The organism is Enterobacter sp. RHBSTW-00318 (assembly GCF_014101375.1).
Classification (GTDB): Bacteria; Pseudomonadota; Gammaproteobacteria; order Enterobacterales; family Enterobacteriaceae; genus Enterobacter; species Enterobacter ludwigii.
Genome location: NZ_JABXQH010000001.1, coordinates 2,573,839 through 2,590,508 on the forward strand (window position 1 = coordinate 2,573,839; position 16,670 = coordinate 2,590,508).

The 16,670-nt window shown below is 55.8% G+C and carries 11 protein-coding genes and 1 rRNA gene; 4 read left to right on the forward strand and 8 right to left on the reverse strand.

The annotated features are described in order from the left end of the window. Window positions 1-153: 153 nt before the first annotated feature. The 3 genes from lysC (at window position 154) to HV157_RS12845 (ending at window position 2,863) form a co-directional block, all read left to right on the forward strand. Complete coding sequence (gene lysC / locus HV157_RS12835) at window positions 154-1,503, forward strand: lysine-sensitive aspartokinase 3 (RefSeq protein ID WP_014168184.1); 1,350 nt, start codon at window positions 154-156, stop codon at window positions 1,501-1,503. A 92-nt stretch (window positions 1,504-1,595) separates the two neighbouring features. After that, complete coding sequence (panS, locus tag HV157_RS12840) at window positions 1,596-2,540, forward strand: ketopantoate/pantoate/pantothenate transporter PanS (protein WP_182268117.1); 945 nt, start codon at window positions 1,596-1,598, stop codon at window positions 2,538-2,540. 50 nt (window positions 2,541-2,590) lie between these two features. Beyond that, the gene (locus HV157_RS12845) at window positions 2,591-2,863 is read left to right on the forward strand and encodes a DUF3811 domain-containing protein (RefSeq protein WP_014168182.1); all 273 of its coding nucleotides are present in this window, start codon (window positions 2,591-2,593) and stop codon (window positions 2,861-2,863) included. On the opposite strand, the gene rluF is transcribed toward HV157_RS12845, so the two are convergent. From rluF to metH, 3 genes are all read right to left on the reverse strand, one after another. Beyond that, the gene (rluF, locus tag HV157_RS12850; protein WP_032681926.1) at window positions 2,864-3,733 is read right to left on the reverse strand and encodes a 23S rRNA pseudouridine(2604) synthase RluF; all 870 of its coding nucleotides are present in this window, start codon (window positions 3,731-3,733) and stop codon (window positions 2,864-2,866) included. Window positions 3,734-3,867: 134 nt separating this feature from the next. Then, window positions 3,868-5,499, reverse strand: a complete 1,632-nt coding sequence (locus HV157_RS12855; protein ID WP_182268116.1) for a Na/Pi cotransporter family protein — start codon at window positions 5,497-5,499, stop codon at window positions 3,868-3,870. 114 nt (window positions 5,500-5,613) lie between these two features. Continuing rightward, window positions 5,614-9,297: a methionine synthase gene (gene metH, locus HV157_RS12860; protein WP_032681927.1), complete on the reverse strand. Its 3,684-nt coding sequence runs from the start codon at window positions 9,295-9,297 to the stop codon at window positions 5,614-5,616. A 194-nt stretch (window positions 9,298-9,491) separates the two neighbouring features. Here metH and iclR point away from each other — a divergent pair, with 194 nt between their 5' ends. Next, the gene (gene iclR, locus HV157_RS12865) at window positions 9,492-10,316 is read left to right on the forward strand and encodes a glyoxylate bypass operon transcriptional repressor IclR (RefSeq protein WP_153853448.1); all 825 of its coding nucleotides are present in this window, start codon (window positions 9,492-9,494) and stop codon (window positions 10,314-10,316) included. A 43-nt stretch (window positions 10,317-10,359) separates the two neighbouring features. Here the strand turns inward: iclR and aceK are convergent, their stop codons facing one another. The 5 genes from aceK to rrf all read right to left on the reverse strand — a co-directional run bounded on the left by aceK (window position 10,360) and on the right by rrf (window position 16,607). Next, a complete protein-coding gene (gene aceK, locus HV157_RS12870; RefSeq protein WP_182268115.1) occupies window positions 10,360-12,087 on the reverse strand; it encodes a bifunctional isocitrate dehydrogenase kinase/phosphatase in 1,728 nt (575 codons plus the stop codon). An 88-nt stretch (window positions 12,088-12,175) separates the two neighbouring features. Beyond that, window positions 12,176-13,480: an isocitrate lyase gene (gene aceA / locus HV157_RS12875; RefSeq protein ID WP_040018675.1), complete on the reverse strand. Its 1,305-nt coding sequence runs from the start codon at window positions 13,478-13,480 to the stop codon at window positions 12,176-12,178. Window positions 13,481-13,511: 31 nt separating this feature from the next. Continuing rightward, window positions 13,512-15,113, reverse strand: coding sequence for a malate synthase A (gene aceB / locus HV157_RS12880; protein ID WP_182268114.1), 1,602 nt, complete (start codon window positions 15,111-15,113; stop codon window positions 13,512-13,514). A gap of 270 nt (window positions 15,114-15,383) precedes the next feature. Further along, window positions 15,384-16,313 carry a homoserine O-succinyltransferase gene (metA, locus tag HV157_RS12885; protein ID WP_014168174.1) on the reverse strand — a complete coding sequence of 310 codons (930 nt, stop codon included), beginning with the start codon at window positions 16,311-16,313 and terminating at the stop codon, window positions 15,384-15,386. A gap of 178 nt (window positions 16,314-16,491) precedes the next feature. Beyond that, window positions 16,492-16,607, reverse strand: a 5S ribosomal RNA gene (rrf, locus tag HV157_RS12890). Window positions 16,608-16,670: the final 63 nt, after the last annotated feature.

Genomic DNA, 16,670 nt, shown 5'->3' on the forward strand with positions numbered 1-16,670 from the left:
GAGGGGTACCCCCCCATAAAAAATCCGCATAATCCCAGCATTGACAGGACCTCCCCCACATTTTATTTATAGGGCCGTATTTTGCGCCTGCACCTGTTCTCGTTTCATTCTTGTGCCAAGGTCGCTTTATTCATTCCCTGACACGAGGTTGTTATGACGAGTTTTGTGGTCGCCAAATTTGGCGGCACCAGTGTGGCCGATTACGATGCCATGAACCGCAGCGCCGATGTGGTGCTGGCCGATCCGAATACCCGCCTGGTGGTGCTTTCCGCCTCTGCTGGCGTGACGAACCTGCTGGTTTCTCTGTCTGAAGGACTGGAAGCAACCGAACGTTTCGTTAAGCTGGACGCACTGCGCAAAATTCAGTTCAACATCCTTGAACGTCTGCAGAATCCGAACGTGATCCGTGAGGAAGTGGAACGCCTGCTGGAAAATATCACTACCCTGGCTGAAGCCGCCTCTCTGGCGACCTCCACCGCGCTGACCGATGAACTGGTCAGCCACGGCGAGCTGATGTCCACGCTGCTGTTCGTGGAGATCCTCCGCGAGCGTAACGTCCATGCTCAATGGTTTGACGTGCGTAAAGTCATGCGCACCAGCGATCGCTTTGGCCGTGCCGAGCCGGATGTTGAAATGCTGGCCGAGCTGACCCAGCAGCAGCTGGCTCCGCGCCTGGCAGAAGGGATGGTGATCACTCAGGGCTTTATCGGTAGCGAAGCCAAAGGCCGTACAACAACGCTTGGCCGCGGTGGCAGTGACTATACGGCAGCCCTGCTCGGCGAAGCGCTGCATGCCACCCGTGTGGATATCTGGACTGACGTGCCGGGTATTTACACCACCGACCCGCGCGTGGTCTCTGCGGCGAAACGCATTGATGTGATCGCGTTTGAAGAGGCGGCAGAAATGGCCACCTTCGGCGCGAAAGTATTGCACCCGGCGACGCTGTTGCCGGCCGTGCGCAGCGATATCCCGGTCTTCGTTGGCTCCAGTAAGGATCCCAAAGCAGGCGGTACGCTGGTGTGCAAGAAAACTGAAAACCCGCCATTGTTCCGAGCGCTGGCCCTGCGCCGCCGTCAGACACTGGTGACGCTGCACAGCCACAATATGCTGCATTCTCGCGGTTTCCTGGCGGAAGTGTTTGGCATCCTCGCGCGCCATAATATCTCCGTGGATTTGATCACCACATCCGAAGTGAGCATCGCGCTGACGCTGGACACCACTGGCTCCACGTCAACCGGCGACACCCTGCTGACGCAGTCGTTGCTGATCGAACTCTCTGAGTTGTGCCGCGTGGAAGTGGAAGAAGATCTGGCGCTGGTTGCCATCATCGGCAACAAGCTGTCGCGTGCCTGCGGCGTGGGCAAAGAGGTCTTCGGCGTACTCGACCCGTTCAGCATTCGTATGATTTGCTACGGCGCCTCCAGCTACAACCTCTGCTTCCTGGTGCCAGCCGATCAGGCCGAGCAGGTCGTGCAAAAACTTCATCAGAATTTGTTTGAATAAAATTCGTTAGCACGATAAACAATACCTATAAGCCGGGCACAGACCCGGCTTTTTTATAACTAAACAACACGACAATACTGCAAGGACTATCTATGTTATCCGCCATCACCCGGCTGTTCCCGTTGTGGGCACTGCTGCTTTCCGTACTCGCGTATTACACTCCCACCCACTTTACGGGCATTGGCCCGTGGGTCACGACGCTGCTGATGCTGATTATGCTCGGCATGGGCGTACACCTGAAAATTGACGACTTCAAACGCGTTCTGTCGCGCCCAGCCCCCGTAGCGGCAGGAATTTTCCTGCACTACCTGGTCATGCCGCTTGCGGCCTGGCTGCTGACCATGGCCTTTAAAATGCCGCCAGATTTATCCGCCGGTATGGTGCTGGTCGGCAGCGTGGCCAGCGGCACGGCATCCAATGTGATGATTTACCTGGCAAAAGGTGATGTGGCGCTCTCGGTGACCATCTCTTCCGTTTCAACGCTGGTGGGCGTGATTGCCACGCCGCTGTTAACGCGTCTGTATGTGGATGCGCAGATTCAGGTAGACGTCATGGGGATGCTGCTCAGTATTCTGCAGATTGTGGTGATCCTGATTGCGCTGGGCCTGGTGATTCACCATCTGTTCCCGCGCGTGGTCAAAGCCGTTGAACCGTACCTGCCTGCCTTCTCGATGGTCTGTATTCTGGCCATCATCAGCGCCGTGGTTGCCGGCTCCGCCTCGCACATTGCCTCAGTGGGCTTTGTGGTGATCATCGCGGTGGTGTTGCATAACACCCTTGGTCTTTTGGGCGGTTACTGGGGCGGGAAGCTGTTTGGTTTCGACGAATCCACCTGTCGTACGCTGGCAATCGAAGTGGGGATGCAAAACTCGGGGCTGGCCGCAGCACTGGGCAAGATCTACTTCTCGCCGCTGGCGGCCCTGCCGGGTGCGCTGTTCTCCGTCTGGCATAATCTGTCCGGCTCGCTGCTGGCAGGCTACTGGTCAGGCAAACCCATTAATGAGCCCGCGAAAAAAGATGCAGTGAAACAGGGTTAATTTCCTTCGCTTGCTTTACACTGGAGCCTCCCCTTCAGGAGGCTTCAGCAATGGCTACACCACGTTTGACCCAGAAAGACATGACGGAAGCTGAGCAGCGCGAACTGAAAACGCTCCTCGACCGCGCTCGTATCGCCCATGGCCGCACGCTGACTAACGCCGAAACTAATCAGGTTAAAAAAGAGTACATCGATAAATTGATGGCTCAGCGTGAAACTGAGGCGAAACAAGCCCGCAAGCTGAAAAAAGAGCAGGCTTATAAACCCGATAAAGAAGCGACCTTTTCCTGGTCAGCCAATACCTCACCCCGTGGAAGGCGCTAATTAGCGCCCTTTCTTTTTACGCCCCGGCTGGACGAAGCGTTTGCCCGCAGGTTTGCCGCGGCTTTTCTCTTCTGATGGCGGCGCTTTCACCACCGGGCGCTTAATGGCCTGGGTTTTCGGTTTGGCTTTCGTTTTTGGCTTCGCTTCAGACGATGAATTCTCGATGAGCCTGAACAGCTCAATCAGTTCGTCATCCGTTAAATCACGCCACTCGCCCAGTGGAATACCGGTCAGACTCACGTTCATAATGCGCGTACGTTCGAGCTTCACCACGTCATAACCGAAGTGCTCGCACATCCGGCGGATCTGACGGTTTAAGCCCTGCACAAGGGTAATGCGGAAAGCAAACGGCGCCTCTTTCTTCACCTTGCACTTCTTCGTGACGGTCCCCAGAATCGGCACACCTGCGCCCATACCGCGGATAAAGTCGTCCGTGATCGGCTTATTGACCGTGACGATGTACTCTTTCTCGTGGTCGTTACCGGCACGCAGAATTTTGTTCACCAGATCGCCGTGGTTGGTCAGGAAAATCAGCCCCTGTGAGTCTTTATCAAGGCGGCCAATCGGGAAGATACGGCTGCTGTGGTTAACGAAATCAACAATGTTGTCCCGCTCGCCGTCTTCCGTGGTACTGACGATGCCAACCGGCTTATTCAACGCGATAAATACCAGGTCTTCCGCATCACGCGGTTCAATGAGCTGACCATTCACTTTGACCACGTCACCGGGGACGACCTGATCACCGATGGTGGCGCGTTTGCCGTTGAGGAACACGTTACCCTGTTCAATGTAACGGTCCGCCTCGCGACGTGAGCAGATCCCGCTCTCGCTAATGTATTTGTTTAATCGTGTTGATTGAGTTGGCAGCATAGTTTCTCCTGTAAAGGCGAAATATACCTTAGGTTTGGGCTGGTAAAAAGATTAGCCGACGGTTACCGGGCATCATGCCCGGCGTAAACCTGCTGGTTTTCAGGTTAACCACCTTATAAAGGCGCTTTCAGAGATTAATATTCATCTCGATCGTCGTCTTCATCCGGCTGCTCCATGACGCTATAAGCGACCGCGCAGAATAACGAGTTGAGACGCTTCATGTCCCCCAGCAACCCCAGGTGCAGGGAGCTGGTTTCAATGCTCTGGACGTTCTGCTGGTGCAGTCGTTCAACGTGGGCGTGCGAGTAGCGCCGGTTGAGGATACGGAAGCGATGTTTGTTACGACGCAAGCGGCGTGCGCTCGGTACGTCGCTGGAGAAGAAGACCAGCATCGCCAGCTTCAGGTTGCTCAGCAACTGCTCGTGCAGCGCCTCCAGCTCCTTCAGGCCTTCAACCGAGAAGGCGCGGCGCGCGGCAAGGGATTTGTCAGCAATTTCACTTCCCATACGCTCAACGATATCCGAGGCCTGCTCGAGGTTAAGCGACATTTCGATGATTTCCGCCCAGCGGCGGGACTCTTCCTCTGCCAGTTCTTCCTGCGGAATACGCGCCAGGTAGAGCTTGATGGCGGTATAGAGCACGTTGATATCGTCCGCCAGCCTGCGCAGCTCTTTCTCTTCTCGCGGCTCTCCGTGCATGACCTTTTGCAGCCCTTCAAGCATGGTTTCCATGGCATCGCCCATGCGCAGCGTCTCACGCGCGGCATTAGCCAGCGCCAGCGCCGGGGTATCCAGCGCGGAGGTGTCCAGATGCTTAGGTTTCAGACGCGCATCCAGCTCCGGTTCATCCCGAATAAGCCGTTCGCAGAAGCGGGCCATGGGTTCAGCAAAAGGCACCATCGCCAGGCAACGCACCAGGTTGTAAAACACGTGGAAATAGATAACCAGCTCAGCCTTCGGTAACGGGAGATTGTCCATCAGGTTGGCCAGCGGATAGACAAACGGCAGAATAATCAGGCTACCCACCAGCTTAAACAGCAGGCTTCCGAGCGCCACGCGCCGGGCAGCAGCGTTTGCGGCGCTGTTATTGAGCATCGCCAGCAGGCCAGAGCCAAGGTTGGCCCCGATTACCAGACACAGCGCGACCGGGAAAGAGATCGCCCCCGCGGCGGTTAACGTCGCCGTCAGCAGCACGGCGGCCAGGCTGGAGTAACTGACGATGGCAAATACCGCGCCGATCAACGCATCCAGCATGATGTCTCCGGTCAGCGAGGCAAAGATGACCTGAACGCCGTTGGCCTCGGTGATGGGGGTCACCGCCTGCACAATCAGCTCCAGCGCCAGCAGGATCAACCCAAGGCCAATCCCCACGCGGCCAAGCTGTCCGGCACGCGTCTGCTTACGGCCAAGGAAGAAGATGACACCGATAAAAATCAGCAGCGGCGACAGCCAGGAGAGATCGAAGGTCAGGATACGCGCCATCAGCGCGGTCCCCACGTCAGCGCCCAGCACAATGACCAGCGCGGGTGCCAGCGCCACCAGATCCTGCGCCACAAACGAGGTCACGAGCAGGGTCGTCGCATTACTGCTCTGCACCAGTGCCGTCACGCCGATGCCCGCGCAGAAGGCGAGCGGCTTCTTCTCAACGCTGCTGCTGAGAACGGTGCGTAAGCGCGCGCCAAAGACGCGCATAACGCCGGTACGGACAATATGCGTGCCCCATACCAGCAGTGCTACTGCGGAAAGCAAGTGTAACAGGGTCAGCACGGAAGGTTCTCCTCCTTATCGTTCTACGTTTTTATGATTCAGTATAAGGGTTTAAACGTAAGAAAGAGACAGGGCGCCTAATGAGCGCCCTGTTTGTTGTAAGGAAAAGTGACGTTAGTCAGCGTCGTAGCCTAAATTGGGTGCCAGCCAGCGTTCAACCTCTGAGACACTCATACCTTTGCGCAGGGCGTAATCTTCAATCTGATCGCGCTGCAGCTGCGCGACGGCGAAGTATTTGCTGTCGGGATGGCTGAAATACCAGCCGGACACCGATGCCCCAGGCCACATGGCGAAAGACTCGGTGAGCTTCATGCCGGTATGGGCTTCTACATCCAGCAATGTCCAGATAGTGCCCTTTTCGGTGTGTTCCGGGCAGGCTGGATAGCCCGGAGCCGGACGAATCCCCTGGTAGTTTTCGCGGATCAGCTCCTCGTTGCTGAGGTTCTCATTGGCCGCGTAGCCCCAGTGTACCTTGCGCACGCGCTCGTGGAGGTACTCTGCGAAGGCTTCCGCCAGACGATCGGCAATCGCTTTCACCATGATTTTATTGTAATCATCGTGCTGCGCATCGAACGCCTCCGCCAGCGCATCTTCCTCAAGACCCCCGGTCACGGCAAACGCCCCGATATAATCCGCTTTGCCGGAAAGCTTCGGTGCAACGAAATCGGCCAGGCAGTAGTTAGCAAAGCCCACTTTCTCGGTTTGCTGGCGCAGATGGCGACTTACTGCCAGCACGTGCGTGCGGGTCTCGTCGCGATAAATTTCGATGTCGTCGCCCACACGGTTCGCCGGGAACAGGCCCACCACGCCGCGCGGGTTGAGGCTTTTCTGCGCACTCAACTGGTCAAGCATTTCGTTGGCGTCGTTGAACAGGCGTTTGGCTTCTTCCCCGACCACCTCATCTTCAAGGATGCGGGGATATTTGCCCGCCAGTGACCAGGTCATGAAGAACGGTGTCCAGTCGATGTAGTTACGCAGCGTCTCGATGCTGGCAGTGACGTCCTGAACGCCCAGACGATGCGCCACAGGGGGCGTATAGCTGGCCCAGTCAAACGCCAGATCGTTATCGCGAGCGGCCTGGAGTGTCACCGGCGGCGTCCGCGGTTTCTTACGGCCATGCTGAATACGCACGGTCTCGTACTCTTTGCGGGTACGCGCGACAAAATCATCACGCTGGGTGGCAGACAACAATGCCGACACGACGCCCACGGTACGCGAGGCGTTTTGCACATAAACCGTCGGGCCACTGTAGTTCTGCTCGATTTTCACCGCCGTGTGCGCTTTGGACGTTGTCGCCCCGCCAATCAGCAGTGGAATGGTAAAGCCCTGACGCTCCATCTCTTTCGCCACGTTGACCATCTCGTCCAGCGACGGGGTAATCAGCCCGGAAAGTCCAATCAGGTCAGCATTCACTTCGCGCGCGGTTTTGAGGATTTTATCCGCCGGCACCATCACGCCAAGATCGATAATCTCGTAGTTATTACACTGCAGTACGACGCCCACAATGTTCTTACCGATGTCATGCACGTCGCCCTTCACGGTGGCGATCACCATTTTACCGTTGCTGGAGCCTTTCTCTTTGCTGGCTTCGATAAAGGGTTCGAGATAGGCCACCGCCTGCTTCATGACGCGTGCGGATTTCACCACCTGCGGCAGGAACATTTTGCCTTCACCAAACAGATCGCCGACCACGTTCATGCCGTCCATCAGCGGCCCTTCGATCACTTCAATCGGGCGCGTGGATTGCTGACGTGCTTCTTCGGTGTCCTGTTCAATAAACTCGGTAATTCCTTTAACGAGTGAGTATTCCAGACGTTTTTTCACGTCCCAGGCACGCCACTCCGCCTGCTGAATATTTACCGATGCATCGGATTTACTGCCGCGGTATTTCTCGGCCAGATCCAGCATGCGCTCGGTGGCGTCATCACGCCGGTTGAGGATCACGTCTTCTACGGCGTCGCGCAGTTCCGCCGGCAGGTCGTCGTAAATGGCCAGCTGTCCGGCGTTAACGATCCCCATGTCCATACCGTTACGGATAGCGTAATAGAGGAACACGGCGTGGATAGCTTCACGCACCGGATCGTTACCGCGGAAGGAGAATGACACGTTCGATACGCCGCCGGAGATCAGCGCATGCGGCAGCTCGCGTTTGATGTCTTCACACGCGCCAATAAAGTCCTGCGCGTAGTTATTGTGCTCTTCAATACCGGTGGCAACCGCGAAAATGTTCGGATCGAAGATGATGTCTTCCGGCGGGAAGCCCACCTCTTCCGTCAGAATTTTGTATGCGCGGCGACAAATCTCAATTTTGCGCGCACGGGTATCGGCCTGGCCCATTTCATCGAAGGCCATCACCACCACGGCGGCACCATAACGGCGCACCATCTTCGCGTGGTGGATAAAGGTATCAACGCCTTCTTTCATCGAGATGGAGTTAACAATGCCTTTACCCTGAATACACTTCAGCCCTTTCTCGATGACTTCCCACTTAGAGGAGTCAATCATGATCGGCACCCGGGCAATGTCCGGCTCACCGGCTATCAGGTTGAGGAAGCGCACCATCGCCGCTTCGGCGTCGAGCATCCCCTCATCCATATTGATGTCGATGATCTGGGCACCGCTCTCAACCTGCTGGCGGGCCACGTCCAGCGCTTCACTGTACTTCTCTTCTTTAATCAGCCGTTTGAATTTCGCCGAACCGGTCACGTTAGTCCGCTCCCCGACGTTCACAAACAGGCTGTCGTCACCGATGGTCAACGGCTCAAGGCCGGCCAAACGGCAGGCAACCGGCAGCGTAGGCAGTTGACGCGGCGGCAGACCCGCCACCGCATTGCTCATCGCGGCAATATGCTCTGGCGTGGTACCGCAGCAACCACCGACGATATTCAGAAAACCGGATTCGGCCCACTCGCGGATTTGCGCCGCCATGGTGTCTGCATCCAGATCGTATTCACCAAAGGCGTTCGGCAGGCCGGCGTTCGGGTGTGCGGTGACATAGCATTCAGCGATGCGCGAAAGTTCCTGCACATACTGGCGCAGCTCATCGGGACCCAGCGCGCAGTTCAGGCCGAAAGAGAGCGCTTCAGCGTGACGCAGGGAGTTATAAAAAGCTTCTGTGGTCTGGCCGGAGAGGGTACGACCAGAGGCGTCGGTGATGGTACCGGAAATCATGATCGGCAGGTCGACGCCCAGCGCCTCGAACTCCTCTTTCACCGCGTAAATCGCGGCTTTGGCATTGAGGGTGTCGAATACCGTTTCAATCAGGATCAGATCGGAACCGCCTTCCACCAGCGCTTTGGTCGATTCACGATACGCCGCCACCAACTGATCAAAGCTGATGTTACGAAAGGCCGGGTCGTTTACATCGGGTGAAATCGACGCGGTGCGGTTGGTCGGGCCAAGCACCCCGGCCACGTAGCGCGGTTTGTCCGGCGTACGGGCTGTCCATTCATCAGCGCAGGCGCGGGCCAGCTTTGCCGCGGCAAGGTTTATCTCCGCCGACAGGGATTCCATCTGGTAATCCGCCATGGCGATGGTTGTCGAGTTAAAGGTGTTGGTTTCGACGATATCCGCACCCGCCTCGAAATACGCGTTGTGGATCGCCGAAATGACCTGCGGTTTGCTGAGCACCAGAAGGTCGTTGTTACCTTTGAGGTCGCATGGCCAGTCGGCGAAACGCTCGCCGCGGAAATCGTCTTCACTCAGACGATAGCTCTGGATCATGGTACCCATGCCGCCGTCCAGCACCAGAATTCGTTTATTTAACTGCGCACGCAGTTGCTCTACTTTGCTGCTCACACTTGCTCCCGACAACGCTCAACCAGGCCAAAAGGCCAGCAGTCCATACTGGCACAATCTCGCAGGGTGTAAAAGTCACACAGCGGTAACATGAGACATGTTCACTATCACTCATCCGATCAGTCAGGATAACGGTTGCAAAATCACCAAATAAAACGAAAATGATTTCCACGATACAGAAAAAGGAGTTCGTCATGGTCACGACCGTTCCCGCTAAACGCGGCAGAAAACCTGCCACCACCGCCGCCTCTCAGGGCGGACAGGTTCAATCGCTCACGCGCGGTTTGAAGCTGCTGGAATGGATAGCCGAGTCACACAGCAGCGTGGCCCTGACAGAGCTGGCACAGCAGGCTGGCCTGCCGAACTCAACGACCCATCGACTGTTGACCACGATGCAGCAGCTGGGCTTTGTGCGCCAGGTGGGCGAGCTGGGACACTGGGCGGTGGGCGCACATGCGTTTATCGTCGGCAGCAGCTTCCTGCAGAGCCGCAACCTGCTGGCGATTGTGCACCCTATTCTGCGTAAGCTGATGGAAGATTCCGGCGAGACGGTAAACCTGGCCGTGCTCGACCAGAGCGACCATCAGGCCATTATCATCGACCAGGTACAGTGCACGCAGCTAATGCGTATGTCGGCACCGATTGGCGGCAAGCTGCCGATGCATGCCTCCGGGGCGGGGAAAGCGTTTCTGTCGCAGCTCAGCGAAGAGCAGGTCACCGGACTGCTGCACCGGAAAGGGCTGCACGCCTACACCCACGCCACGCTGGTCTCACCGGTACATCTGAAAGAAGATCTGGCCCTGACCCGCAAGCGCGGCTATTCGTTTGATGACGAGGAGCATGCGTTAGGCCTGCGCTGCATTGCGGCCTGCATCTTTGACGAGCACCGCGAGCCGTTTGCCGCCATTTCGATCTCCGGACCGATTTCCCGTATGACCGATGACCGCGTCACGGAGTTAGGTGCGCTGGTGATTAAGGCGGCGAAAGAGGTCACGCTGGCATATGGCGGGATTCGATAACATCGGGTGCACCTGAATCCCTCTCCCGTCGGGAGAGGGGGCATTACACCGCATATCGGATGCAAAACCGTTGTTTGCGGCGATAGGCATACACATCTTCCACATGCCCATTCTTGATGCGCGTCTGCAGGCCCCGCCAGTAGCTGGCGCGGAACAGGTCATCATGCATCTCTTCAAACAGTGGCCTGATGCGCGGGTCAGCGCACAGCCAGTGGCGAAACTCCTCAGGAAAGACATCTCCCGGTGAGATGCTGTACCACGGCTCGCCGGACAGTTCATCTTCCGGATAGCGGGGCTGCGGTATATCGCGGAAATTCACCTCAGTCATATAGCAAATTTCATCGTAATCGTAGAACACCACCCGCCCGTGACGGGTGACCCCGAAGTTTTTAAACAGCATGTCGCCCGGGAAGATATTCGCGGCGGCAAGCTGACGGATAGCGTTGCCGTATTCTTCAATGGCATCACGCAGTGCCTGACCTTCGGACTGCTCGAGCCAGATATTAAGTGGGATCATGCGGCGTTCGATATAGAGATGGCTGATGGCAATTTTGTCACCCAGATCGGTGATTTTCGCCGGCGCTTCCTGCAGTAATAACGCCATTAATGCCGGATCGATCTGCTGCTTATCCAGCACAAAGTTCTCGAACTCCTGGGTGTCCGCCATTCGCCCGACGCGATCGTGCTCTTTAACCAGCTGGTAGCAGGCGCGGACGTGAGCAGCGGTCATCTCCTTCTGCGGCGCGAACGTATCTTTGATGACCTTAAACACCCGATCAAAACCCGGCAGGGTAAAGACCAGCATCACCATGCCGCGAATACCGGGGGCTTCGATAAATTGCTCATCTGCCGTGGTGACATAGCGCAGATATTCCCGATAGCTTTCCGTCTTGGCGTGTTTCTGACAGCCAATGGCCATGTACAGCTCGGCGGTGGTTTTCCCCGGCAGGATCTCGCGCAACCACTCCACCAGAGCAGCAGGCAGCGGGGCATACACCATAAAGTAGGAGCGGGCGAAACCAAAGACAATGCTGGCCTCGGCGCTGGTCGTCAGGCAGGCATCAACAAACAGTTCACCGTCATCGGTACGATGGATGGGTAACAGAAACGGCACAATGGCCGACGGTGTCATCAGTTTACCGACCAGCCAGGCAGCCTTATTACGGTAAAAAAGCTCATTGGCAACCTGCAAATGGCTTTGCCCGAGCACCTCTTCGCCAAAGGTCTCCTTGAGATGCGCAGAGATATAGCCGATATCACGGGTTTTATTCTCCCAGGGCAAACGCAGCGGCAAATCCGTTAATACGCGATGCAGGAGCTTTTCCCAGCCGCGATCGGGAAAGAAATCCTTCGCCAGCGGACGCGGAATAGTGCGAAAGCGGCGTTCCGGCTGAGAGCTAAAGATAAATAACCGCTCAGGAGATAATGAGCGGTGGTCAAATAACCGGCAATAGACGGAGTTGAAAAAGCTCTCCGCAATCTCGAAGCGCGGGTAATCAGGTAACAGATGGGTGTAATGCTTCTTCACGCGCAGTAAAAACTCCGCGTCAGGGATTTTGCCGTCGGTAATGCAGCGCAACTGCTCCACCACCAGACCCACATGGTGATCGTAAAGGTGGATTCGCTGCTTCATGGCCTGCTGAACCGCATGCCAGTCGGCGTGCTCAAAACGCTGCTGCGCGCCGGATGTGACTTCCAGGAAACGTCCGTACTGGGCATCGAAGCCCTGCAGAATAGTTTGGGCAATCAGTAATTCCAGACCACGCGACATTGTTCATGCTCCCTCACCCCGGCCCCCTCCCGACGGGAGAGGGAGTATGTTCACAGGCCCGGTAGCGTGCCACCGGGCGTTACACGGCTCAGAACTGGGCTTCTTCCGTCGATCCCGTTAAGGCGGTGACGGAGGAGGTGCCCCCCTGGATGATAGTGGTCACGTTATCGAAGTAACCGGTCCCGACCTCCTGCTGATGCGAAACGAAGGTATAGCCCTCTTTACCGGCAGCAAATTCCGGCTGCTGCACCTTCTCAACGTAATGCTTCATGCCTTCACCCTGCGCGTAGGCATGCGCCAGGTCGAACATGTTGAACCACATGCTGTGAATGCCAGCCAGCGTGATGAACTGATATTTGTAGCCCATGTCGGACAGTTGCTGCTGGAAGCTGGCGATGGTTTTATCGTCCAGTTTCTTCTGCCAGTTGAAGGACGGCGAGCAGTTATAGGCCAGCAGTTTGCCCGGATATTTGGCGTGGATAGCATCGGCAAAGCGTTTTGCCAGCGCCAGGTCCGGCGTGGAGGTTTCGCACCAGACCAGGTCCGCATACGGTGCATATGCCAGCCCACGGCTGATCGCCTGTTCAATGCCAGCATGGGTACGATAGAACCCTTCGCTGGTGCGTTCACCGGTAATGAACTCGCTGTCGTAAGGATCGCAGTCAGAAGTGATCAGGTCAGCCGCATCCGCATCGGTACGGGCAATCACCAGCGTGGGTACGCCGAGCACGTCAGCCGCCAGACGCGCCGCAACCAGCTTCTGAATCGCTTCCTGGGTTGGGACAAGGACTTTCCCGCCCATGTGTCCGCATTTCTTCACTGACGCGAGCTGGTCTTCGAAGTGAACGGCCGCTGCACCGGCCTCAATCATCGATTTCATCAGCTCAAAGGCGTTCAGCACGCCGCCGAATCCCGCTTCCGCATCCGCGACGATTGGCAGAAAATAGTCAATAAAACGCGGATCGTTTGGCTCAATGCCTGCCGCCCACTGGATCTGATCCGCACGGCGGAAGGTGTTGTTGATCCGATCCACCACGGTTGGTACCGAGTTTGCCGGATAGAGCGACTGATCCGGATACATGCTGGAGGCCAGGTTGGCGTCCGCCGCAACCTGCCAGCCGGAAAGATAGATGGCTTCGATGCCGGCTTTCGCCTGCTGCAGGGCCTGGCCGCCAGTCAGCGCGCCGAGGCTATTGATGTAACCTTTTTTGGCACCGCCGTGCAGCAGCTCCCACATTTTCGCAGCGCCGCGCTGCGCCAGGGTACATTCCGGATTGACCGAGCCACGCAATTTCACCACCTCTTCCGCGCTATACGGGCGGCGGATGCCTTCCCAGCGAGGTTGGGTCCACTCTTTCTTCAATTCTTCGATTTGTTGGGTACGGGTTTTCATGTGCAGATGCTCCATATTGTTGTGGGGTGAATTACGCCAGGAAGCGGTAGCCCGGCAGGGTCAGGAAGTCGATTAAGTCATCGGATGTGGTGATTTGCTCCATCAGGCGTGCGGCGTCATCAAAACGTCCGCTGCTGAAGCGGTGTTCACCCAGTTCGTCCTGGATCACCCGCATCTCTTCAGCCAGCATCTGACGGAACAGGGATTTGGTCACCGGCTTGCCGTTGCTGAGCGTTTTTTGATGGTGGATCCACTGCCAGATTGAGGTGCGAGAGATTTCGGCGGTAGCGGCATCTTCCATCAGGCCGTATATCGGCACGCAGCCGTTACCGGAGATCCACGCTTCAATGTACTGGACGGCTACGCGGATATTGGCGCGCATACCCTCTTCCGTACGCTCGCCCGCACACGGTGCCAGCAGGTGTTCTTCAGCCGTTGGGGCATCCTCATCACGCGTCACAAACAGCTGGTTTTTGTTCTCACCGAGTACGCGGTTGAAGACGTCCATTGCCGTATCCGCCAGACCCGGATGCGCGATCCACGTTCCGTCATGGCCATTTCGTGCTTCAAGCTCTTTATCGGCTTTCACCTTGTTGAGCACCTGATTGTTACGTTCAGCATCTTTGCTTGGGATAAATGCTGCCATTCCCCCCATCGCAAAGGCCCCACGCTTGTGGCAGGTCTTAATCAACAGGCGTGAGTAGGCACTCAGGAACGGTTTATCCATGGTGACCACCTGGCGATCCGGCAGCACACGATCGGGATGATTTTTCAGGGTTTTGATGTAGCTGAAGATGTAATCCCAGCGTCCACAGTTCAGCCCAACAATATGGTCGCGCAGCGCATGCAGAATTTCGTTCATCTGGAACACGGCAGGCAGCGTTTCAATCAGCAGGGTGGCTTTAATGGTGCCGCGCGGCAGGTTGAAACGATCTTCCGTGAAGCTAAACACTTCACTCCACCAGGCCGCTTCCTGCCAGGCCTGTGTTTTCGGCAGATAGAAATAGGGGCCGCTGCCTTTTGCCAGCAGATTCTTGTGGTTGTGGAAGAAATAGAGGGCGAAGTCAAACAGACTGCCCGGAATGGCTTCGCCACGCCAGGTGACATGCTTTTCAGGCAGATGCAGTCCACGTACGCGACAGATCAGAACCGCCGGATTGGGTTTCAGTTGATAGATTTTGCCGGCTTCGTTGGTATAGCTGATGGTGCCGTTCACGGCATCGCGCAGATTGATTTGCCCGTCGATGACCTTATGCCAGTCCGGCGCCAGTGAGTCCTCAAAATCTGCCATAAAGACTTTTACGTTCGCGTTCATGGCGTTGATCACCATTTTGCGCTCCACCGGGCCGGTGATTTCGACGCGCCGATCCTGTAAATCATCCGGAATGCCGCGGATTTTCCACTCACCACGGCGAATGGAAGCGGTTTCCGAAATAAACCCAGGCAACTTGCCATCATCAATTTCCTGCTGCTGATGAATGCGTGCCGCCAGCATCTTATTGCGCGTTGGCGTAAAGCGGGTCACCAGTTCGGTCAGGAATTCGACAGCGTCTGCTGTCAAAATTTGCTGTTCTTGCTCGCCATGCGGCTGGGTAAAGGCCAGTTCATCGACCGTCGTTGCCTGTTGAGTCATTACTCTGCTCCTCATCAAAGATCCAAAATCACGCCCCCGATGCGAACGAAAGATCGTTGTGTAGTTTTCGCTCAGCAGAATTAAGACTATCTATATTTTTTCCAAAATCAAAAACAATTTCCATTTTAATTATTAAATGCATTTAACGCATTGATTAATATGAAATTAAAGTTTTATTGTTTGTTGAGTGACATTTCGGAAATGAAAAAGGCACCCGAAGGTGCCTGATGTGAATAGCTGAAACGCTTTAGGATCGTTTAGTGCAGAAGATTACTCCAGCGTTGGATTCATGTGGCGCAGATCGTATGGTGTGATCTGGTAGACGTAATAGTTGAGCCAGTTCGTAAACAGCAAATTCCCGTGGCTACGCCAGGTGGCTCTCGGTTTGTTCTGTGGATCGTTTTTGGGGAAATAGTTGTACGGAACGTCCGGATTCAGACCGGCTTCAACGTCACGGAAATACTCCGACGCGAGGGTGTTCGGATCGTACTCAGGATGGCCGGTAACAAAGGCAATGCGCTTGTCTTTACTGGCAAACAGGTAAGCATCCCCGTCTTCGGTTTCGGCCAGGATATCGAGATCGGTGTAATCACGAATCAGCTGTGCCGGGAAATCGGCGTAGCGCGAGTGTGGGGCCAGGAAGGAGTCATCGAACCCGCGCGTCAACAGGGCGTGAGGTTGGACAAGGTGGTGCTCGTAAACACCTGAAAGCTTCTCAGTGCGGGTTTGTTTGGGGATCCCATAGAGGATATTCAGGGCGGCTTGCACCGCCCAACAAACAAACAGCGTGGACGTGACGTGATCTTTAGCCCACTCCAGTACCTGTTTGATCTGCGGCCAGTAGGCAACATCATTAAATTCGACCAGGCCCAGCGGTGCACCGGTCACAATCAGCCCATCGAAGTTTTCGTCGCGAATGTCGTCGAAGTTACAGTAAAAATTATTCAAATGCTCAGAAGGCGTATTTCGCGACTCACGGGCATCGATTCGCAGCAGCTGGATATCAACCTGCAGCGGCGAGTTCGAAAGCAAACGCAGGAACTGGTTCTCTGTTTCGATCTTTTTCGGCATCAGATTGAGAATAAGCACCTTCAGTGGGCGAATTTCCTGACCTGTAGCGCGTGAAGTCGTCATCACAAAGACGTTTTCATCACGTAAGAAATTGACGGCTGGTAGCTCGTCCTGCACCCGAATCGGCATAACCTCATATCCTCACAGCATACGTATAAACGTTTAGACATCCAGACAGCTAACGATACCCAGAAACAGGCTGAATGTCGAGTCTGCAAGCGGAAGGTGAGAAAGTTTCAAGGAGGAAATAAGAAGCCCAAAAAGCAAAAAACCCCGCACCATACGGTACGGGGTTCTTTTAATTGATGCCTGGCAGTTCCCTACTCTCGCATGGGGAGACCCCACACTACCATCGGCGCTACGGCGTTTCACTTCTGAGTTCGGCATGGGGTCAGGTGGGACCACCGCGCTAAAGCCGCCAGGCAAATTCTGTAATCTGTATCAGCTGAAAATCGTCTCTCATCGCCAAAACACCTTCGGCGTTGT